The 13,070-nt window shown below is 72.7% G+C and carries 11 protein-coding genes; 5 read left to right on the top strand and 6 right to left on the bottom strand.

Features of this window, described 5'->3' with window-relative positions; genetic code table 11:
- Positions 1 to 341: 341 nt before the first annotated feature.
- Both ACGF3I_RS21445 and ACGF3I_RS21450 read right to left on the bottom strand, forming a co-directional pair.
- Positions 342 to 767 carry a DUF3592 domain-containing protein gene (locus ACGF3I_RS21445; RefSeq protein ID WP_393134315.1) on the bottom strand — a complete coding sequence of 142 codons (426 nt, stop codon included), beginning with the start codon at positions 765 to 767 and terminating at the stop codon, positions 342 to 344.
- A gap of 207 nt (positions 768 to 974) precedes the next feature.
- Positions 975 to 1,346, bottom strand: coding sequence for an RlpA-like double-psi beta-barrel domain-containing protein (locus tag ACGF3I_RS21450; RefSeq protein WP_393134317.1), 372 nt, complete (start codon positions 1,344 to 1,346; stop codon positions 975 to 977).
- Positions 1,347 to 2,033: 687 nt separating this feature from the next.
- Here ACGF3I_RS21450 and ACGF3I_RS21455 point away from each other — a divergent pair.
- Together ACGF3I_RS21455 and ACGF3I_RS21460 are read left to right on the top strand one after the other, a co-directional pair.
- Positions 2,034 to 2,981 carry a helix-turn-helix domain-containing protein gene (locus ACGF3I_RS21455; RefSeq protein ID WP_393134319.1) on the top strand — a complete coding sequence of 316 codons (948 nt, stop codon included), beginning with the start codon at positions 2,034 to 2,036 and terminating at the stop codon, positions 2,979 to 2,981.
- Between the two features lie 131 nt (positions 2,982 to 3,112).
- Complete coding sequence (locus ACGF3I_RS21460) at positions 3,113 to 3,952, top strand: carbohydrate-binding protein (RefSeq protein WP_393134321.1); 840 nt, start codon at positions 3,113 to 3,115, stop codon at positions 3,950 to 3,952.
- 115 nt (positions 3,953 to 4,067) lie between these two features.
- Here the strand turns inward: ACGF3I_RS21460 and ACGF3I_RS21465 are convergent, their stop codons facing one another.
- A complete protein-coding gene (locus ACGF3I_RS21465; RefSeq protein ID WP_393134323.1) occupies positions 4,068 to 4,535 on the bottom strand; it encodes a PPOX class F420-dependent oxidoreductase in 468 nt (155 codons plus the stop codon).
- A 282-nt stretch (positions 4,536 to 4,817) separates the two neighbouring features.
- Here ACGF3I_RS21465 and ACGF3I_RS21470 point away from each other — a divergent pair, with 282 nt between their 5' ends.
- The gene (locus ACGF3I_RS21470) at positions 4,818 to 5,651 is read left to right on the top strand and encodes a PIG-L family deacetylase (protein WP_393134325.1); all 834 of its coding nucleotides are present in this window, start codon (positions 4,818 to 4,820) and stop codon (positions 5,649 to 5,651) included.
- 43 nt (positions 5,652 to 5,694) lie between these two features.
- Here ACGF3I_RS21470 and ACGF3I_RS21475 read toward each other — a convergent pair whose 3' ends face one another.
- Both ACGF3I_RS21475 and ACGF3I_RS21480 read right to left on the bottom strand, forming a co-directional pair.
- On the bottom strand, positions 5,695 to 7,914 hold the full coding sequence (locus tag ACGF3I_RS21475; RefSeq protein ID WP_393134327.1) for a PQQ-binding-like beta-propeller repeat protein: 2,220 nt from the start codon (positions 7,912 to 7,914) through the stop codon (positions 5,695 to 5,697).
- A complete protein-coding gene (locus ACGF3I_RS21480; RefSeq protein WP_393134329.1) occupies positions 7,911 to 10,376 on the bottom strand; it encodes a PQQ-binding-like beta-propeller repeat protein in 2,466 nt (821 codons plus the stop codon). Before ACGF3I_RS21480 ends, ACGF3I_RS21475 begins: the two co-directional genes overlap by 4 nt.
- Positions 10,377 to 10,696: 320 nt before the next feature.
- Between ACGF3I_RS21480 and ACGF3I_RS21485 the strand changes: the two genes are divergently transcribed.
- Positions 10,697 to 11,626 carry an aldo/keto reductase family oxidoreductase gene (locus ACGF3I_RS21485; RefSeq protein ID WP_393134331.1) on the top strand — a complete coding sequence of 310 codons (930 nt, stop codon included), beginning with the start codon at positions 10,697 to 10,699 and terminating at the stop codon, positions 11,624 to 11,626.
- Between the two features lie 173 nt (positions 11,627 to 11,799).
- Complete coding sequence (locus tag ACGF3I_RS21490) at positions 11,800 to 12,519, top strand: class I SAM-dependent methyltransferase (protein ID WP_393134461.1); 720 nt, start codon at positions 11,800 to 11,802, stop codon at positions 12,517 to 12,519.
- 55 nt (positions 12,520 to 12,574) lie between these two features.
- Here the strand turns inward: ACGF3I_RS21490 and ACGF3I_RS21495 are convergent, their stop codons facing one another.
- Positions 12,575 to 12,997 carry a hypothetical protein gene (locus ACGF3I_RS21495; protein ID WP_393134333.1) on the bottom strand — a complete coding sequence of 141 codons (423 nt, stop codon included), beginning with the start codon at positions 12,995 to 12,997 and terminating at the stop codon, positions 12,575 to 12,577.
- Positions 12,998 to 13,070 lie beyond the last annotated feature (73 nt).

Raw genomic sequence — 13,070 nt, forward strand, 5'->3', positions numbered from 1 at the left:
GAGGGCAACCGGCGTTCCGCTGCGGGCGGACGGCGGGGGCCGACGTCCGTTCCGCAGAAGTCCCAGTGGTGTGTTCGGCCGGATGCCATCGCCGCATGCGCCGCAGCCCGCTCTGGGCCACGACGGGAGGACCCGGCCGATCATGTCCCGCTCCGTGCTCTGCATGCCCCGCATGGCTCTACCTACCCATGTCCCGTGAGAGCTCGAAGGCGCGCCGGGCCACGCCCGCGGCCTGCTCGGGTGGCCCTACGCCGGGTATGGGCCCATGCCACCGGGTCCGCGAACAGCGCCCGGACCGGTGCACCGCGCTGCCCGGCGCGCCGACCCTGCGGTGCGGCGGGTCACGCGACGAGAAGGCCGATCAACAGCGCAGCCACCGTCCCCGCCGTGAGCACAGCTCCCACGGCCGTGAAGACCCGGTGGATCGTGGCCGTGTCCCAGCCCTGGATGGCGAACCGGCGCGGGTCGGCCGGGTCGTACCGGACGGTGACCGTGGCCCCCAACCTGAAACGCGTCCCGGGCGCATTGCGGCCGAAGCTTGACGGGTACTCACATGCCTGGCCGTCCTCGGTCGCCCAGGCGGCGACGGGGTGGTAGTACCTGGCGCCCTCATCGGTGCGCCGCACGTCGTGGCGCACGACACGGCCCGTCGCGGTGACCCCCGTGCAGCGGATGGCCCTCGCCCGTCGCAGTCCGTACACGCCGAAGCAGAGGTGGATGACACCGATCGTCAGCGGGATGAGGGAGAAGAGCCATGCGCGTTCCATGAGGTGTGCGACGCATCGGCCGTGGCTTTGGTTGCGCATGAGGCGGCAGGGGGTTCTGGCGTGTGCGAGGAGGATGTGCGAGGTACGTGCTGGGTGCCAGCGGTTTCGGCACCCAGCCGCCCCCGGCACACCATGCCCGCACCCGTGATGGCCCCCGGGTGCACCAGCGCCGAGCCCGCCCGGCGCTGTTGCCCTCAACGATCCGGTTTACCCGGTGAACTTCCAGTCGACGTAGATCGCGCCCACGTCCTGGCTGGCGAAGTGCGAGAAGAGGCCCGGTGACATGTCGAGCCCGGCGTAGGAACAGCCGGGGCACTCGTCGGTGATGGTCGCGGTGGCCGACTTCCCCTTGTACGTGATCTTGATCTTCTTTCCGCACTGCGGGCCGGGGTACCCGCTCCCGAACTGGGCGGAGTTCAGAGCGACGATGAAGTCACTGTCGTTGTTGACCTGCCCGCACGCGCCCAGGCCGGTGGAGTAGAAAGTGGCGCGGGCGTTGGTGAACCCGGTCTTCGGATTCCCGGTGGGGCAGCCTGTCGACTCGACGGTGTCCGCCCGAACCACAGTCGCCTTCGCCACAGTTGCCCCCGGCTCCGGCGCACTCGCCACCGTGGCCCTCGGTGCTACTGCAACCGTGGCCCGCGGCGCCACTGCCACAGTCGCCTGCGGCTCGACGGCCACGGTCGCGCGCGCCTCCGGCACACTCGCGACGGTCGCCTGCGGCGCGACGGCCACTGTTGCCCGCGGCTGCGGCTCGTCCGCCGCGTGCCCCGGCCTGGGCGGCTTGGTCGTGGGGTCCGGAGTGGGCTGCTTCGGCGGCTTCGTCGTCGGATTCGGCGTCGGCCGCTTGGTCGTGGGATTCGGCGTCGGCTTCTTCGGCGGCTTCGTCGTGGGCTTGGGTGAACACGAGGCCGGGGTGGCGAGGCCGGTGCTTTCGGAGGCCGAGGCGGAAACGGTGATCACAGCGGCGGAGGCGGTTGCCAGCAGGGTGGCAAAGGCGGCCGTCAGTATGCGTCGTTGGCTCATTGTAGGTTTGAAAATGCCCGAGTCTGCTAATGGCCGGCTAACGTTCCGCCAACGTGACGGCGGCCGTCTGCTGCCTCGAACTGGTCTGCAGTGCGGCGCAGTTGAGAGCCGCAACGTGACGCCCAGCACCCCATGGGCCCGCCCACGCAACCCGCCCGCTTCCATGACCCGCCCGCCCCCAGGACCCAATCCCGCCAACTGGTCTGGACCTGCGCGACGGCGATGTCCCAGACTGCGGTGATGGACGCGTCACGGCACACCCGGAGCCTCGACATCCCGCTGCACCGCCTCGACGTCCCCCTCCCCCATCTGCTCCCCTTCGCCATCGGCACCTTCGACACCATCGGGGCGCTCTCGCGGGCCAACTTCCCGCACCGCCACACGTTCTACGAGATCGTGTACGTCACCGGCGGCCACGGCGCCCATGTGCTGGACTCGGTCCAACGAGCGCTGCACCCACCGCAGTTGTGTGTCATCACGCCGGGGCAGATCCATCACTGGGCCGACGCGGAAGACCTCACCGGACATGTGGTGCTCTTCAACGAGGACTTCCTGCTCTCGCGGACGCAGGACGTGGCCGCGCTCCGTGCCCTGTCCCGCGCGCCCGGTCACGCTCCGGGCGGGCAGGCCGCGCCCGTCGAAGCGCTCCTGGCGGAGATGGAGGCCGAGTACCGGGCCCTGCGGGCCGGCTATCAGAAGCTGCTCCGCGCGAGCCTGCAGATCCTCATCGTGCGGGCGCTGCGCAGCTGTTCGTCCGCCGAGGAGGCGGCCCCCCACAGCCGCGCCGCCGAGGGGGCGGCCGCACACAGCCGTGCCACCGAGGTGACGGCGGACTTCACCCGCCTGCTCCGGCTGCCCGGCGGCACCTGCCGCTCCGTCGACTCGTACGCGCAGGAGCTCGGCATGTCCGCCGGCCATCTCCATGCGCTGGTGCGACAGTCGACGGGCCTGACGCCGGGCGGGCTGATCCGCTTGCAGAGGACGCTGGAGGCCAAACGGCTCCTGACCGCAACAACCATGACGGTGCGTCAGGTGGCGGGGGCGGTCGGATTCAGGGATCCCGCGTACTTCTGCCGCTTCTTCCGGCGGGAGACCGGTATGTCGCCCGGCGCGTTCCGGGCCGATGCCGGAGGAAATCACCACGATCCCCGGATCGAGTCCATCGCGGCCGGCCCGGACGGCTCATAGCTTGACCGCAGGCACCTCGGGCAGCTCGCGCCGGCCGCGACACGAGCGGCTGGGCGGCCCGACCTGCCATGGCGCCGCGCACCGAGCCGCGGCCGCCGGCCAAGCGCACAGCCACCCCCTGGAGGTCAGCGATGTCCGCTTCCGATGAGCCGACCGGAACCCCGTCCGCCGACGACGCCAAGTCCCCCCGCGTCAGCCGCACGTCATTCCTGCGCGCCGCCGCCGCGATCGGCGCCGCACCGCTGCTCGTCCGCGGCGGGGTGGCCCTGGCCCGCGACCGCGGCACCCCGGCCAAGCCGCTGGAGACGACTCCGCAGTGCCACGACGGGGACGAGCCGACCGTCGAACAGATCGAGGGCCCCTACTTCAAGCCCAACTCGCCCCTGCGCAGCTCGCTCATCACCGACAGCACCCCGGGCACGCGTCTGACGGTCACCGGATACGTCTTCAGCCGGACCTGCCGGCCGATCGCGGGAGCACTCCTCGACTTCTGGCAGGCCGACGACAACGGCGACTACGACAACACCGGCTTCACCTTCCGGGGCCACCAATTCAGCACCGATCAGGGCGCGTTCAGCCTGACCACGATCGTGCCGGGGCTCTATCCGGGCCGTACGCGGCACATCCACGTCAAACTGCAGTCCCCCGGCCAGCGCATCGTCACCACCCAGCTGTACTTTCCGGGCGAGCCCCGCAACAACACGGACTCGATCTTCGACGCCCGGCTGCTCATGAACGTCCGGCAGGCCGGCCCGGCACGCGAGGCCACGTACGACTTCGTTCTGGACGCCCCCGGGGGCCCGACCACCCCGCCCACCCAGCCTCCCTCGGGCACCTGGGCCGCGGGCACGGCCTATCACGCCGGTGACGTGGTGACCTACTCCGGCTCCTCCTACCGCTGCCTCCAGGCCCACACCGCCATCACGGGCTGGGAGCCCCCGAACGTCCCGGCGCTCTGGCAGCGCGCCTGACCGTGCCGCGGGTGGGCCACCGCCGTACGTCGCCGCCCGGACCGGCCGGCGACGTACGGCTCCACCCGAACCCGCCGCCCGGCCGCACCCGGCCGGGCGGCCTTGCCGTGGCGCGTTACTCCTGGGCCAGCCGCGCCGGGAAGCCGCCCGTCGCCACCGGGCTCCAGCGGGTGGGTGTCACGCGGATCAGCGACTTGCCCTGCTTCACCATCGCCTCGCGGTACTCCGCCCAGTCCGGGTGCTCGCCGCTGATGGAGCGGAAGTAGTCCACCAGCGGCTCGACGGACTCGGGCGCGTCGATGACTTCGGCATCGCCGTCCACCTGCACCCACGGGCCGTCCCACTCGTCCGAGAGGACGATCACGCTGACCCGCTCGTCCCTGCGGGCGTTGCGGGTCTTGGCACGGTCGGGGTAGGTGGACATGACCAAACGGCCCTCCTCATCTACTCCGCAGGTCAGCGGCGAGCCCTGAGGGCTGCCGTCGACGCGGCGTGTCAGCAGGATCGCGCGGTGCCGTGGGCGTACGAAGTCCAGCAACTGCTCAAGCTCGACAGGGGTGTTGGAAGCGATACGGGGGCTCATGCCCGGCACCCTACGACAGCGGGCCGGCGTCTTGCGGGTGGCGCGCGCCGCTGTGGCGGGCCGTGAACTTCCCGGGAAGCGGGCGTCCCGGGAAGTTCGGAGGGTTCCGTGTGGTTCAGGTCTGTGGGTGGGCACGCCAGCGCGTCGCCGTCGCGTCGCCTCTACAGTAAAAGGGGCCAGTGAAAAGGCGCCAGCAACAAGGGGACGTGGCGGCGTCCGCTCTGCCGGGTCCGCCCAGCCAGGTCCGCACGGAATCCGCTGCGTCATACAGGAGAACTGTTCGTGAATGCTCGGCCTTTGACACTGATGGCAGTACACGCCCACCCCGATGACGAGGCGACCAGTACGGGAGGGGTTCTGGCCCGTTATGCGGCGGAGGGCGTGCGGACGGTCCTGGTGACCTGTACGGACGGCGGTTGCGGGGACGGGCCCGGCGGGGTCAAGCCGGGCGATCCCGGGCACGACCCCGCCGCGGTCGCCGCCATGCGCCGGGCGGAGCTCGACGCGAGCTGCGCGACGCTGAAGGTGACTCACTTGGAGACGCTGGATTACGCCGACTCCGGCATGATGGGCTGGGCCACCAATGACGCGCCGGGGTCGTTCTGGCGGACGCCCGTCGAGGAGGGTGCCGCGCGCCTCGCGGACCTCATGCGGCGCTATGAACCCGATGTGGTCGTCACCTATGACGAGAACGGTTTCTATGGTCACCCGGACCACATCCAGGCGAACCGCATCACGATGGCGGCCCTGGAGATGATCGGGGGCGCACCGAAGGTGTACTGGACGACGGCTCCCCGCTCGATGATGCAGCGGTTCGGCGAGGTCATGCGCGAGTTCCACCCGGACGCGCCGGAGCCGGACCCGGCCGAAGCCGCCGCGATGGCGGAGATCGGGCTTCCCGACGAAGAGATCACCACCTGGGTGGACACCTCGGCCCACGGTGCCCAGAAGTTCGACGCGCTCGCGGCGCACGCCAGCCAGGGCGAGAACATCTTCTTCCTGAAGATGGGCCAGGAGAGGTTCACGGACCTGATGGGCGTCGAGACCTTCGTACGCGTCCAGGACCGCACGGGCGCGGCCCTGCCCGAGGACGACCTGTTCGCCGGCCTGCGCTGAACCCCACGGCGCGCCGGGGGTGCGTCCGCGCCCGGCCCGCCGACTATTCGCCCAGCGCCAGGGCCACTGCACTCGTCCCGTCGCAGACGTACGTGCGGGAGCCCGCGGTCGTCGATGTCCAGCGGGCCGGGGACGGGGGCCGGCCGTCGTACGGGCGGCTCCACAGGCGGGCGCCGTCGGCGAGGGCGTGGGCGCGGAGGCCGGGCTGCGGTCCGCCCGCGACGCCCAGCAGCACCAGGCCGGCGCGGGCCTCCAGGACCGTGGCCAGTCCGTTGCCCAGGTCCTGCGTGCTCCAGCGGCGCTTTCCGGTGCGCAGGTCGTACGCGGTGAGCGGGCCGTGGGCCGCGGTGATGTCGGTTCCGCGGGGCGCGGCGGTGGTGAAGAGGGTGGCGCCGAACGGCGTCAACTGCTGGGCGGCTGAAGCCTGTTGGCGCCACAGGGGCTTTCCGGTTCTCGCGTCGAGTGCCGCGAAGGCGCCGGTGTCGAGGCTCTGCTGGAACAGCACGGTGGCGCCGTCGGGGCTGAGCAGGGTGGCCGCCGCCAGGGCCTCCCCCTGGATGCCGTCGGCGGAGGTCAGCCCGCTCGGTGAGCGCCACAGGGCCCGGCCGTCGGACAGGCGCAGGGCCGTCAGCTCGGCGGTGTCGCGGCGCAGCGCCACCACGGCGTCGGCGCCGGGGGTTGCGCCGATGCCGAAGAGGTCCGTGGGGCAGCGCCACAGGTCCGTGCCGGTTCGCGCGTCGAGGGCGTGCACGAGGGGCGGGCTGCCTTCGGGGCGGGTCACGCACAGGAGCACCTGGCCGCGCGGGTACACGGTGGTGTGCGGCGCGTCGCGGTGCCAGCGCTGCCGTCCGGTTTCGTCGAGGGCGTAGAGGCCGCCGGTCAGGGCCGACGTCACGTAGGTCCAGCCGGAGGTGCCGGCCACCACCCTCAGGTCCGTGCTCTCGGGATTGCTGTCGCCGGGCGGTGTGAACTGTCGCCGCTGGTCTCCGGTACGTACGTCCCGGGCGTGTACGGCACCGTCCAACTCGACGACGTACACGGTGTGTTCGGCCGTCGCGGAGGGGGCGGTGCCGAAGGGCGCCCTCTTCCAGCAGACCTTGCCCGTGTCCGGGTCGAGGGCGGCGGCTCCCGCGCCGTTCCTGTCACGGACGAGCAGGCGGTCGTCGGCCGTCGTCCAGATCTGGGCGTAGTCGTCGGGGAGTTGGGTCTGCCACAGGACGCGAGGAGGTGCGGGACGGGGGTCGGACATGAGGCGGTCGGTCAGGTACCAGGCTCCGGTGGCCGCGGCCGCGAGTCCGCCGCCCGCCACCGCGAGAACCCGGCGGCGCCCCCACCGGGGTGCCCGGGCACGGTCGAGTTCCCCCCGGACAGTCTCCTCGCGGAGGCGTACGTCGCGCTCCACGCGCTCGGGGAGCCAGCCCGTACCGGGGAGGGCGGGCCCACCGAACAGGGCTGCCAGGTGCGGGACTTGGGGGCGTTGCCACGGCTGCTTCGTCAGACAGGCGGCGATGGGCTCGCGCAGGCCCTCCGGTACGCCGGTCAGGTCCGGGTCCTCGTGGACGGTGCGGTACAGGAGGATGTGCAGTCCGCTCGCGCCGAACGCGCCGCGGCCGGACGCGGCGAACGCCAGTGTGGCGCCGAGCGAGAACACGTCCCCCGCGGCCGTGCAGGTGCGCCCGTCGATCTGCTCGGGCGGCATGTATCCGGCGGTGCCGACGATCTGCCCGGTGCCGGTCGGGCCCGCCCCTTGTACGGCCCGGGCGATGCCGAAGTCGATGACCCGGGGGCCGTCGTCCGCGAGGAGGATGTTGGACGGTTTCAGGTCGCGGTGCACCACGCCCGCAGCGTGGATCGCCGCGAGGGCCTCGGCGAGCCCGGCGGCCAGCGTGCGCACCGTCTCCTCGGGCATCGGCCCGTGGGCCGCGACGGCTTCGCTCAGCGAGGGTGCGGGCAGATAGGCGGTGGCGAGCCAGGGTCGTGCCGCGCCGGGGTCGGCGTCGATGACGGGCGCGGTGAACGCGCCGCTGACGTTGCGGGCGGCCCGCACCTCGGCCCGGAATCGCTCCCTGAACTGCGGGTCCTGCGCGTAGGCGTCCCGCACGACCTTCACCGCCACCGGGCGGCCGGCCCTGGTCGCGGCCAGATGGACCTGGCCCATGCCGCCCGAGCCGAGGAGCCGGATGACGCGGTAGGGCCCGACGGTCGCCGGGAGCGGGTTCGCGGATGCGTCGGCCGGCGACGGTGTGGAGGTGCGCAGCGTCATGCGGCGGCGTCCGCCCGGTACGCGCGGACGTGGCCACCGCCGCTGAGGAAGACGGTGCTTCCGGCGACCGCCACGCTCCACATGTCGAGCCCCTTGGGTGTGCCGCCCGTGCCGGACGGCGAAGGGGCGAGGGAAGGGACGGGCGCGCCCGGTGTGCCCGTGTTCTCCCGCACGGCCCACAGCTCCTTGCCGTCCGAGGTGCGCAGGGCCAGGCAGCCGCCCGCGCCGCTGGAGGTCGTTCCGTCCCCACTGAACTTGAAGGCGCTGAACAGCACCGCCGTGACCTGTTCGGACGCGGCGATGGTGCGGCCGAGGAAGCTGAACGGGGACAGCTGGACGGGGCTCTCCACGCGCCACTTGATGGCGCCGGTGCGCAGATCGATGGCGTAGACGCCGCTGGTGGTGTTGGTGAGCACGAGGGCGCCGACCACGACCGGCGGGGTTCCCGCGGTCATGGGCACCGACCACAGGCGGTGCCCGTCCGCGGTGTCGTACGCCGTCAGGCCGCCCTTGAAGTTCAGTGTGATCAGTACGTCGTCGGCGAGGGTGAGGGCGGAGGTGAGCCCCGAGCCCGCGGTCTTCATGTAGTCGGGGAGGCTGCTGTCGGGTTCGGCGGGCACCTTGATGGACCAGCGTGCGGTGCCGCGCGCCGCGTCCAGGGCGTGGACGGTCAGGCCCTGCGCGGTGTCCTCCAGGTGGTAGAAGCCGCGCCGGTCCGCGCCGAAGCACGCGGTGCTCGGCGCGGTGGGGGCTTTGAAGGGCTGCTGCCAGCGGATGGTGCCGGTGGCCAGATCGGCCGCGACGGCGCTCTGCCTGAGGTCGGGGGTCGTGCCCGTGCCGGGCTTCGCGTGGAGCGGGTCCTGGCTGAAGGCGGTGGTCAGGCAGTAGACGGTGTCGCCGGAGGCGGCGAGGAACGCTGCCGGGGTGGCGGCCTGCGGCAGGTCGGCGCCCTTGGAACGGGTGCGCGCGGTGCCGGGGTCGACGGTGGTCAGGCCGTAGTGCACCCCGGCCGCGTCGACGTCGAGCCGCGACACGAGCACCTTGCCGTCGGTGAGGCCGAGGACGGTGTCCTTGAGCGTCAGCGGGTCGCTGCCGCCCTGGGCCGCCCGGTTGCCCGTCGTGAAGGTGTGGCTCCAGCGGACCGCGCCGGACGCCGCGTCGAACGCCGTCGTGTACGCGGCGTCATGCAGGACGGCCACCGGGCCGAAGGCCCTCAGGTCGGGCATGACGGAGTTGGCGGGCCCCGGCTGTGTCCACAACGGGGCGGGCGGGGCGGTGAGTTGGACCGTGCGCACCTTCGTGCCGAGCGGCTTCGCGCCGCCCGGGTCCTTGGGGTCGTCCGTGCCCGCACCTCTCAGGGCGAGGACGCCTCCGCCCGCGGCCAGGGCGCCCAGGAGGCCGAGCCCGCCGATCAGGGCGCCGCGCCGGCCGATCCGGCGCGCGGGGCGCCCGCTGCCGGGCACCAGGGCGGGCGGGGGTGGCGCCACGGCCATCAGCGCGGCGTCTCGGGCCCGTACCGCCAGGTCCTCGCGCAGCGCCGGGACGAGCAGGTCGTCCGGGTCGGCGGGAGCGAGCGCGCGGAGCACGTCGTCCAGGGTGGGCCGGCGGGAGGGTGTCTTGTCGAGGCAGTGCTGGAGCAGCGGCTGCAGGGGGGCGGGCACGCCGGTCAGGTCGGGTTCGGCGGTCATGACCCGGTGCAGCGCGCCCTCGTCGGCGGTTCCGAACGGCCCTTCGCCGCAGGCGGCGTAGACGAGGAGTCCGGCGAGTGCGAAGACGTCTCCCGCCGGCCCGACGTCGTGCGCGGAGGTGATCTGTTCGGGCGCCATGAAGGCGGGCGAGCCCAGGACGGTGCCGGTGCCCGTCATCCGGGTCTCGTCGAGGGCCCTGCTGATTCCGAAGTCGATGACGCGCGGGCCGTCCCCGGCGAGCAGGACGTTCTGCGGCTTGAGATCGCGGTGCACGAGGCCGGCGCCGTGAACGGCCGCGAGCGCCTCGGCGAGCCCGGTGCCCAGCGCCCGCAGGGCCGGTTCCCTGAAGGATCCGCAGATCCGCACCGCCTGGTCGAGCGTGGGGCCCGCCACATAGGCACTGGCCACCCAGGGCCGGGGTGCTTCGGTGTCGGCGTCCACGACGGCCACCGTGTAGACCCCGCTGACCCGGCGGGCCGCCGCCACCTCGCGGCGGAAGCGGCTGCGGAACGCGGGGTCCCCGGCGTACTCCTCGCGCACCTGCTTGACCGCGACCAGGCGCCCCGAGGCGGCCCGGCACAGCGAGACCACCCCCATGCCTCCCCCGCCGAGCGGACGCATCACGACGTACGGGCCGATGGTGGCGGGCAGCACGACGGTCGCCGCCGTCTGCTGGGCGCCGCCGCCTCCCCCGGGCACGCCGCCGTCCGCTGCGGCAATCGCGGGGTGCGGCTCCTGTGCCGGCTCCGGCTCCCCTGCTCCCACGCTTCCCATGCCTGACGTGCCTCCCCTGGCGTCGCCCACAGTGTCCCGGGTATACACACGATGCCCGCGGGCGAGAAGGGGGACGCCTGGTTCCGGTGAACGGTTCCGCCCGACTGGTCGTCAACTCCCGTACCGGTAGCAAGAATTCAGCCACCGTGGGGCGCCGGGCAGCGTGGGGAGGGCACCCGGGGCCGGCCCGCCACACCAGCCCCTGCGCCCTGCCGGGGTGGGCCGGCCGCGCGCGGCGCGGGGCCCCCGTCGGCCGGCGGGGCGCGCGCCGCGGTCGGGCCGGGCGGCGCCGGTGGAGCGGGGAGTGCAGGATGGTCCCCATGAAGACCATCGCCTTCCCCCAGACCGAACTGCGGGCCTCCAACGTCGTCCTGGGCCTCATGCGCATCGCCGACCTCGCGGACGAGGACATCCGTACGCTCTACGGCAGCGCGCGCGACGCCGGGATCAACACCTTCGACCACGCCGACATCTACGGGCCCACCCGCCACGCGTGCGAGGAGCGGTTCGGGCAGGCCGTCAAGCTGTCCGCCGGTGAGCGCGAGTCGATCGTCATCCAGAGCAAGGTGGGCATCCGGCCCGGCTTCTTCGACTTCTCCAAGGAGCACATCCTGCGCACCGTGGAGGAGTCCCTCGCGGCCCTGCGCACCGACTACCTCGACCTGCTGTTGCTGCACCGCCCGGACACCCTCGTCGAGCCCGAGGAGGTGGCCGCCGCGTTCGACGAGCTGCACGCCGCCGGCAAGGTCGTGAACTTCGGGGTCTCCAACCACCGGCCGGGCCAGATCGAGGTCCTCAAGACCGCGGTGCGCCGGCCCCTGGTGGCCAACCAGGTGCAACTGAGCATCACGCACTGCCCGTTGATCGCTTCGGGGATCGCGGCGAACATGGGCGGTCTCGATCAGTCGGTGGACCGCGACAACGGCCTCCTCGACTACGCACGGGTGAACGGGATGACACTGCAGGCCTGGTCGCCGTTCCAGAAGGGGTTCTTCGACGGGGTCTTCATCGGCGACCGCGAGAGCCACCCGGAGCTGAACGACGTCCTCGACGAACTGGCGGCGAAGTACGGGGTGACCCCCACGGGCATCGCCGTCGCCTGGATCACCCGTCACCCGGCGAACATGCAGGTCGTCCTCGGCACCACCAACCCGGGCCGGGTCGCCGAGTCCGCCGCGGGCTCCGACATCCCGCTCACCCGCGAGGAGTGGTACCGGCTGTTCAGCGCCGCCGGCCATGTGATCCCGTAGGCGATCCGGGGTCCTGGTCCAGGGCGGCCTCTTCACTCTCGCTCAGGTCGGGGAGCCCCGCCCCTTCGCGCTCGGCTCAGGTGCCGGGCGGCCCCCTCCCCCACACACGGCTCAGGTCCCGGGCGGCCCTTCCTTCGCTCATGTCCACCCCCGGCGCGCCGCGAGCGGCCACCATGGACGCGTACGGCAGGCAGATTCGAGCGACAACCACAGGAGCCGATGTGACCGACCAGGACCCCAGCCCGCACCAGCCCGCCCAAGCACTGTTCGACGTGCTCGGCCTCGCCTACGAGGAGGCGTTCGCCGATTCTCCGGCGCACCTCGCGTCGCTGCGGTGGCTGCTGGCCGAGCTCGCCCCGGCAAGCCGCGTCCTCGACGTCGGCAGCGGGACGGGCCGGCCCACCGCGGCGACGCTCCGCGCCGCCGGCCACGACGTGCTGGGCGTCGACATCTCCCCCGTCATGGTCGAGATCGCCACCCGGCAGGTCCCCGGGGCCGAGTTCCGGTGCGCGGACATCCGGTCCGTGCCGCTCGGCACGGCCGCGTACGACGCCGTGTGCGTGTACTTCGCCCTGTTGCAGATGTCCCGCGACGAGCAGGCCCGTCTGGTGGCCCGGCTCGCGCACGCCTTGAAGCCCGGCGGCCGGATGGTCCTGGCGACCGTGCCGGTGGACGCGGAGGACGTCGACGTGGTCTTCATGGACCAGCCCGTGCGCGCGACGAGCTTCGCCCGCGACGATGTCGTCACCCTGGTCACCAGCGCGGGCCTGACCGTACGGGCCGAGCAGAACCTGATGTTCACCCCGGCCCGCCCCGGCGCCGAACCGGAACCCCACCTCTTCCTGTACTGCGTGCGGGAGGAGGAGCGGGCGGCCGGCGCCGTCAACGGGTAGGCGGTGGCGGGCAGTTGGCTCGGTGGCCCGGCCCGCTCACCCCTTGGCGAACGCCTCATTCCTTGGGGAACGCGGTGCGCAGGGCCGCGCCGCGGGCCAGGACCGCCACAGCGATGAGCGCGGCGGCGGACAGGCCCTGCAGGACGGTGTACCAGGGCGGGCACAGTCCGGGGATCAGGTCGACGGCGATGATCGCGACCGGCGCGATCGAGGAGAGGGTGCGCAGGCGGTCGAAGTCCTTGTACGAGCCCTGCGCGGCGCGTCCGGCCATCCGGTGCAGCAGCGGGGCGGCGGCCAGCAGGATCGCGGCGCGGATCCACATGAACGCCGTCACCTGGTGCCCGGTGGCCGCCATGACGGCGACCGTCCCGAGGACGATCGCGCTCACGGCGCCGAAGAGCGTGACGCAGGTGCCCACCGTGTCAAGGGACTTGCGCGCGCCGGGGTGGGTGAGCCCTGCCGTTGTGGTCGTCTTCATGGTGTCCTTCTCCTCCGTGTCGTCGAGGAGACCGACGCTACGGAGCGCGCCCGCGCGGGCATACGGGTCCAGG

Origin of the sequence: Streptomyces sp. NPDC048111 (assembly GCF_043202815.1) — a bacterium.
GTDB lineage: Bacteria > Actinomycetota > Actinomycetes > Streptomycetales > Streptomycetaceae > Streptomyces.

Excerpts from the sequence above, each read along its gene's own strand:
- ACGF3I_RS21445 (WP_393134315.1), bottom strand. The coding sequence starts at position 767 with ATGGAACGCGCATGGCTCTTCTCCCTCATCCCGCTGACGATCGGTGTC.
- ACGF3I_RS21455 (WP_393134319.1), top strand. The coding sequence starts at position 2,034 with ATGGACGCGTCACGGCACACCCGGAGCCTCGACATCCCGCTGCACCGC.
- ACGF3I_RS21460 (WP_393134321.1), top strand. The coding sequence starts at position 3,113 with ATGTCCGCTTCCGATGAGCCGACCGGAACCCCGTCCGCCGACGACGCC.
- ACGF3I_RS21465 (WP_393134323.1), bottom strand. The coding sequence starts at position 4,535 with ATGAGCCCCCGTATCGCTTCCAACACCCCTGTCGAGCTTGAGCAGTTG.
- ACGF3I_RS21475 (WP_393134327.1), bottom strand. The coding sequence starts at position 7,914 with ATGACGCTGCGCACCTCCACACCGTCGCCGGCCGACGCATCCGCGAAC.
- ACGF3I_RS21480 (WP_393134329.1), bottom strand. The coding sequence starts at position 10,376 with ATGGGAAGCGTGGGAGCAGGGGAGCCGGAGCCGGCACAGGAGCCGCAC.
- ACGF3I_RS21485 (WP_393134331.1), top strand. The coding sequence starts at position 10,697 with ATGAAGACCATCGCCTTCCCCCAGACCGAACTGCGGGCCTCCAACGTC.
- ACGF3I_RS21490 (WP_393134461.1), top strand. The coding sequence starts at position 11,800 with ATGGACGCGTACGGCAGGCAGATTCGAGCGACAACCACAGGAGCCGAT.
- ACGF3I_RS21495 (WP_393134333.1), bottom strand. The coding sequence starts at position 12,997 with ATGAAGACGACCACAACGGCAGGGCTCACCCACCCCGGCGCGCGCAAG.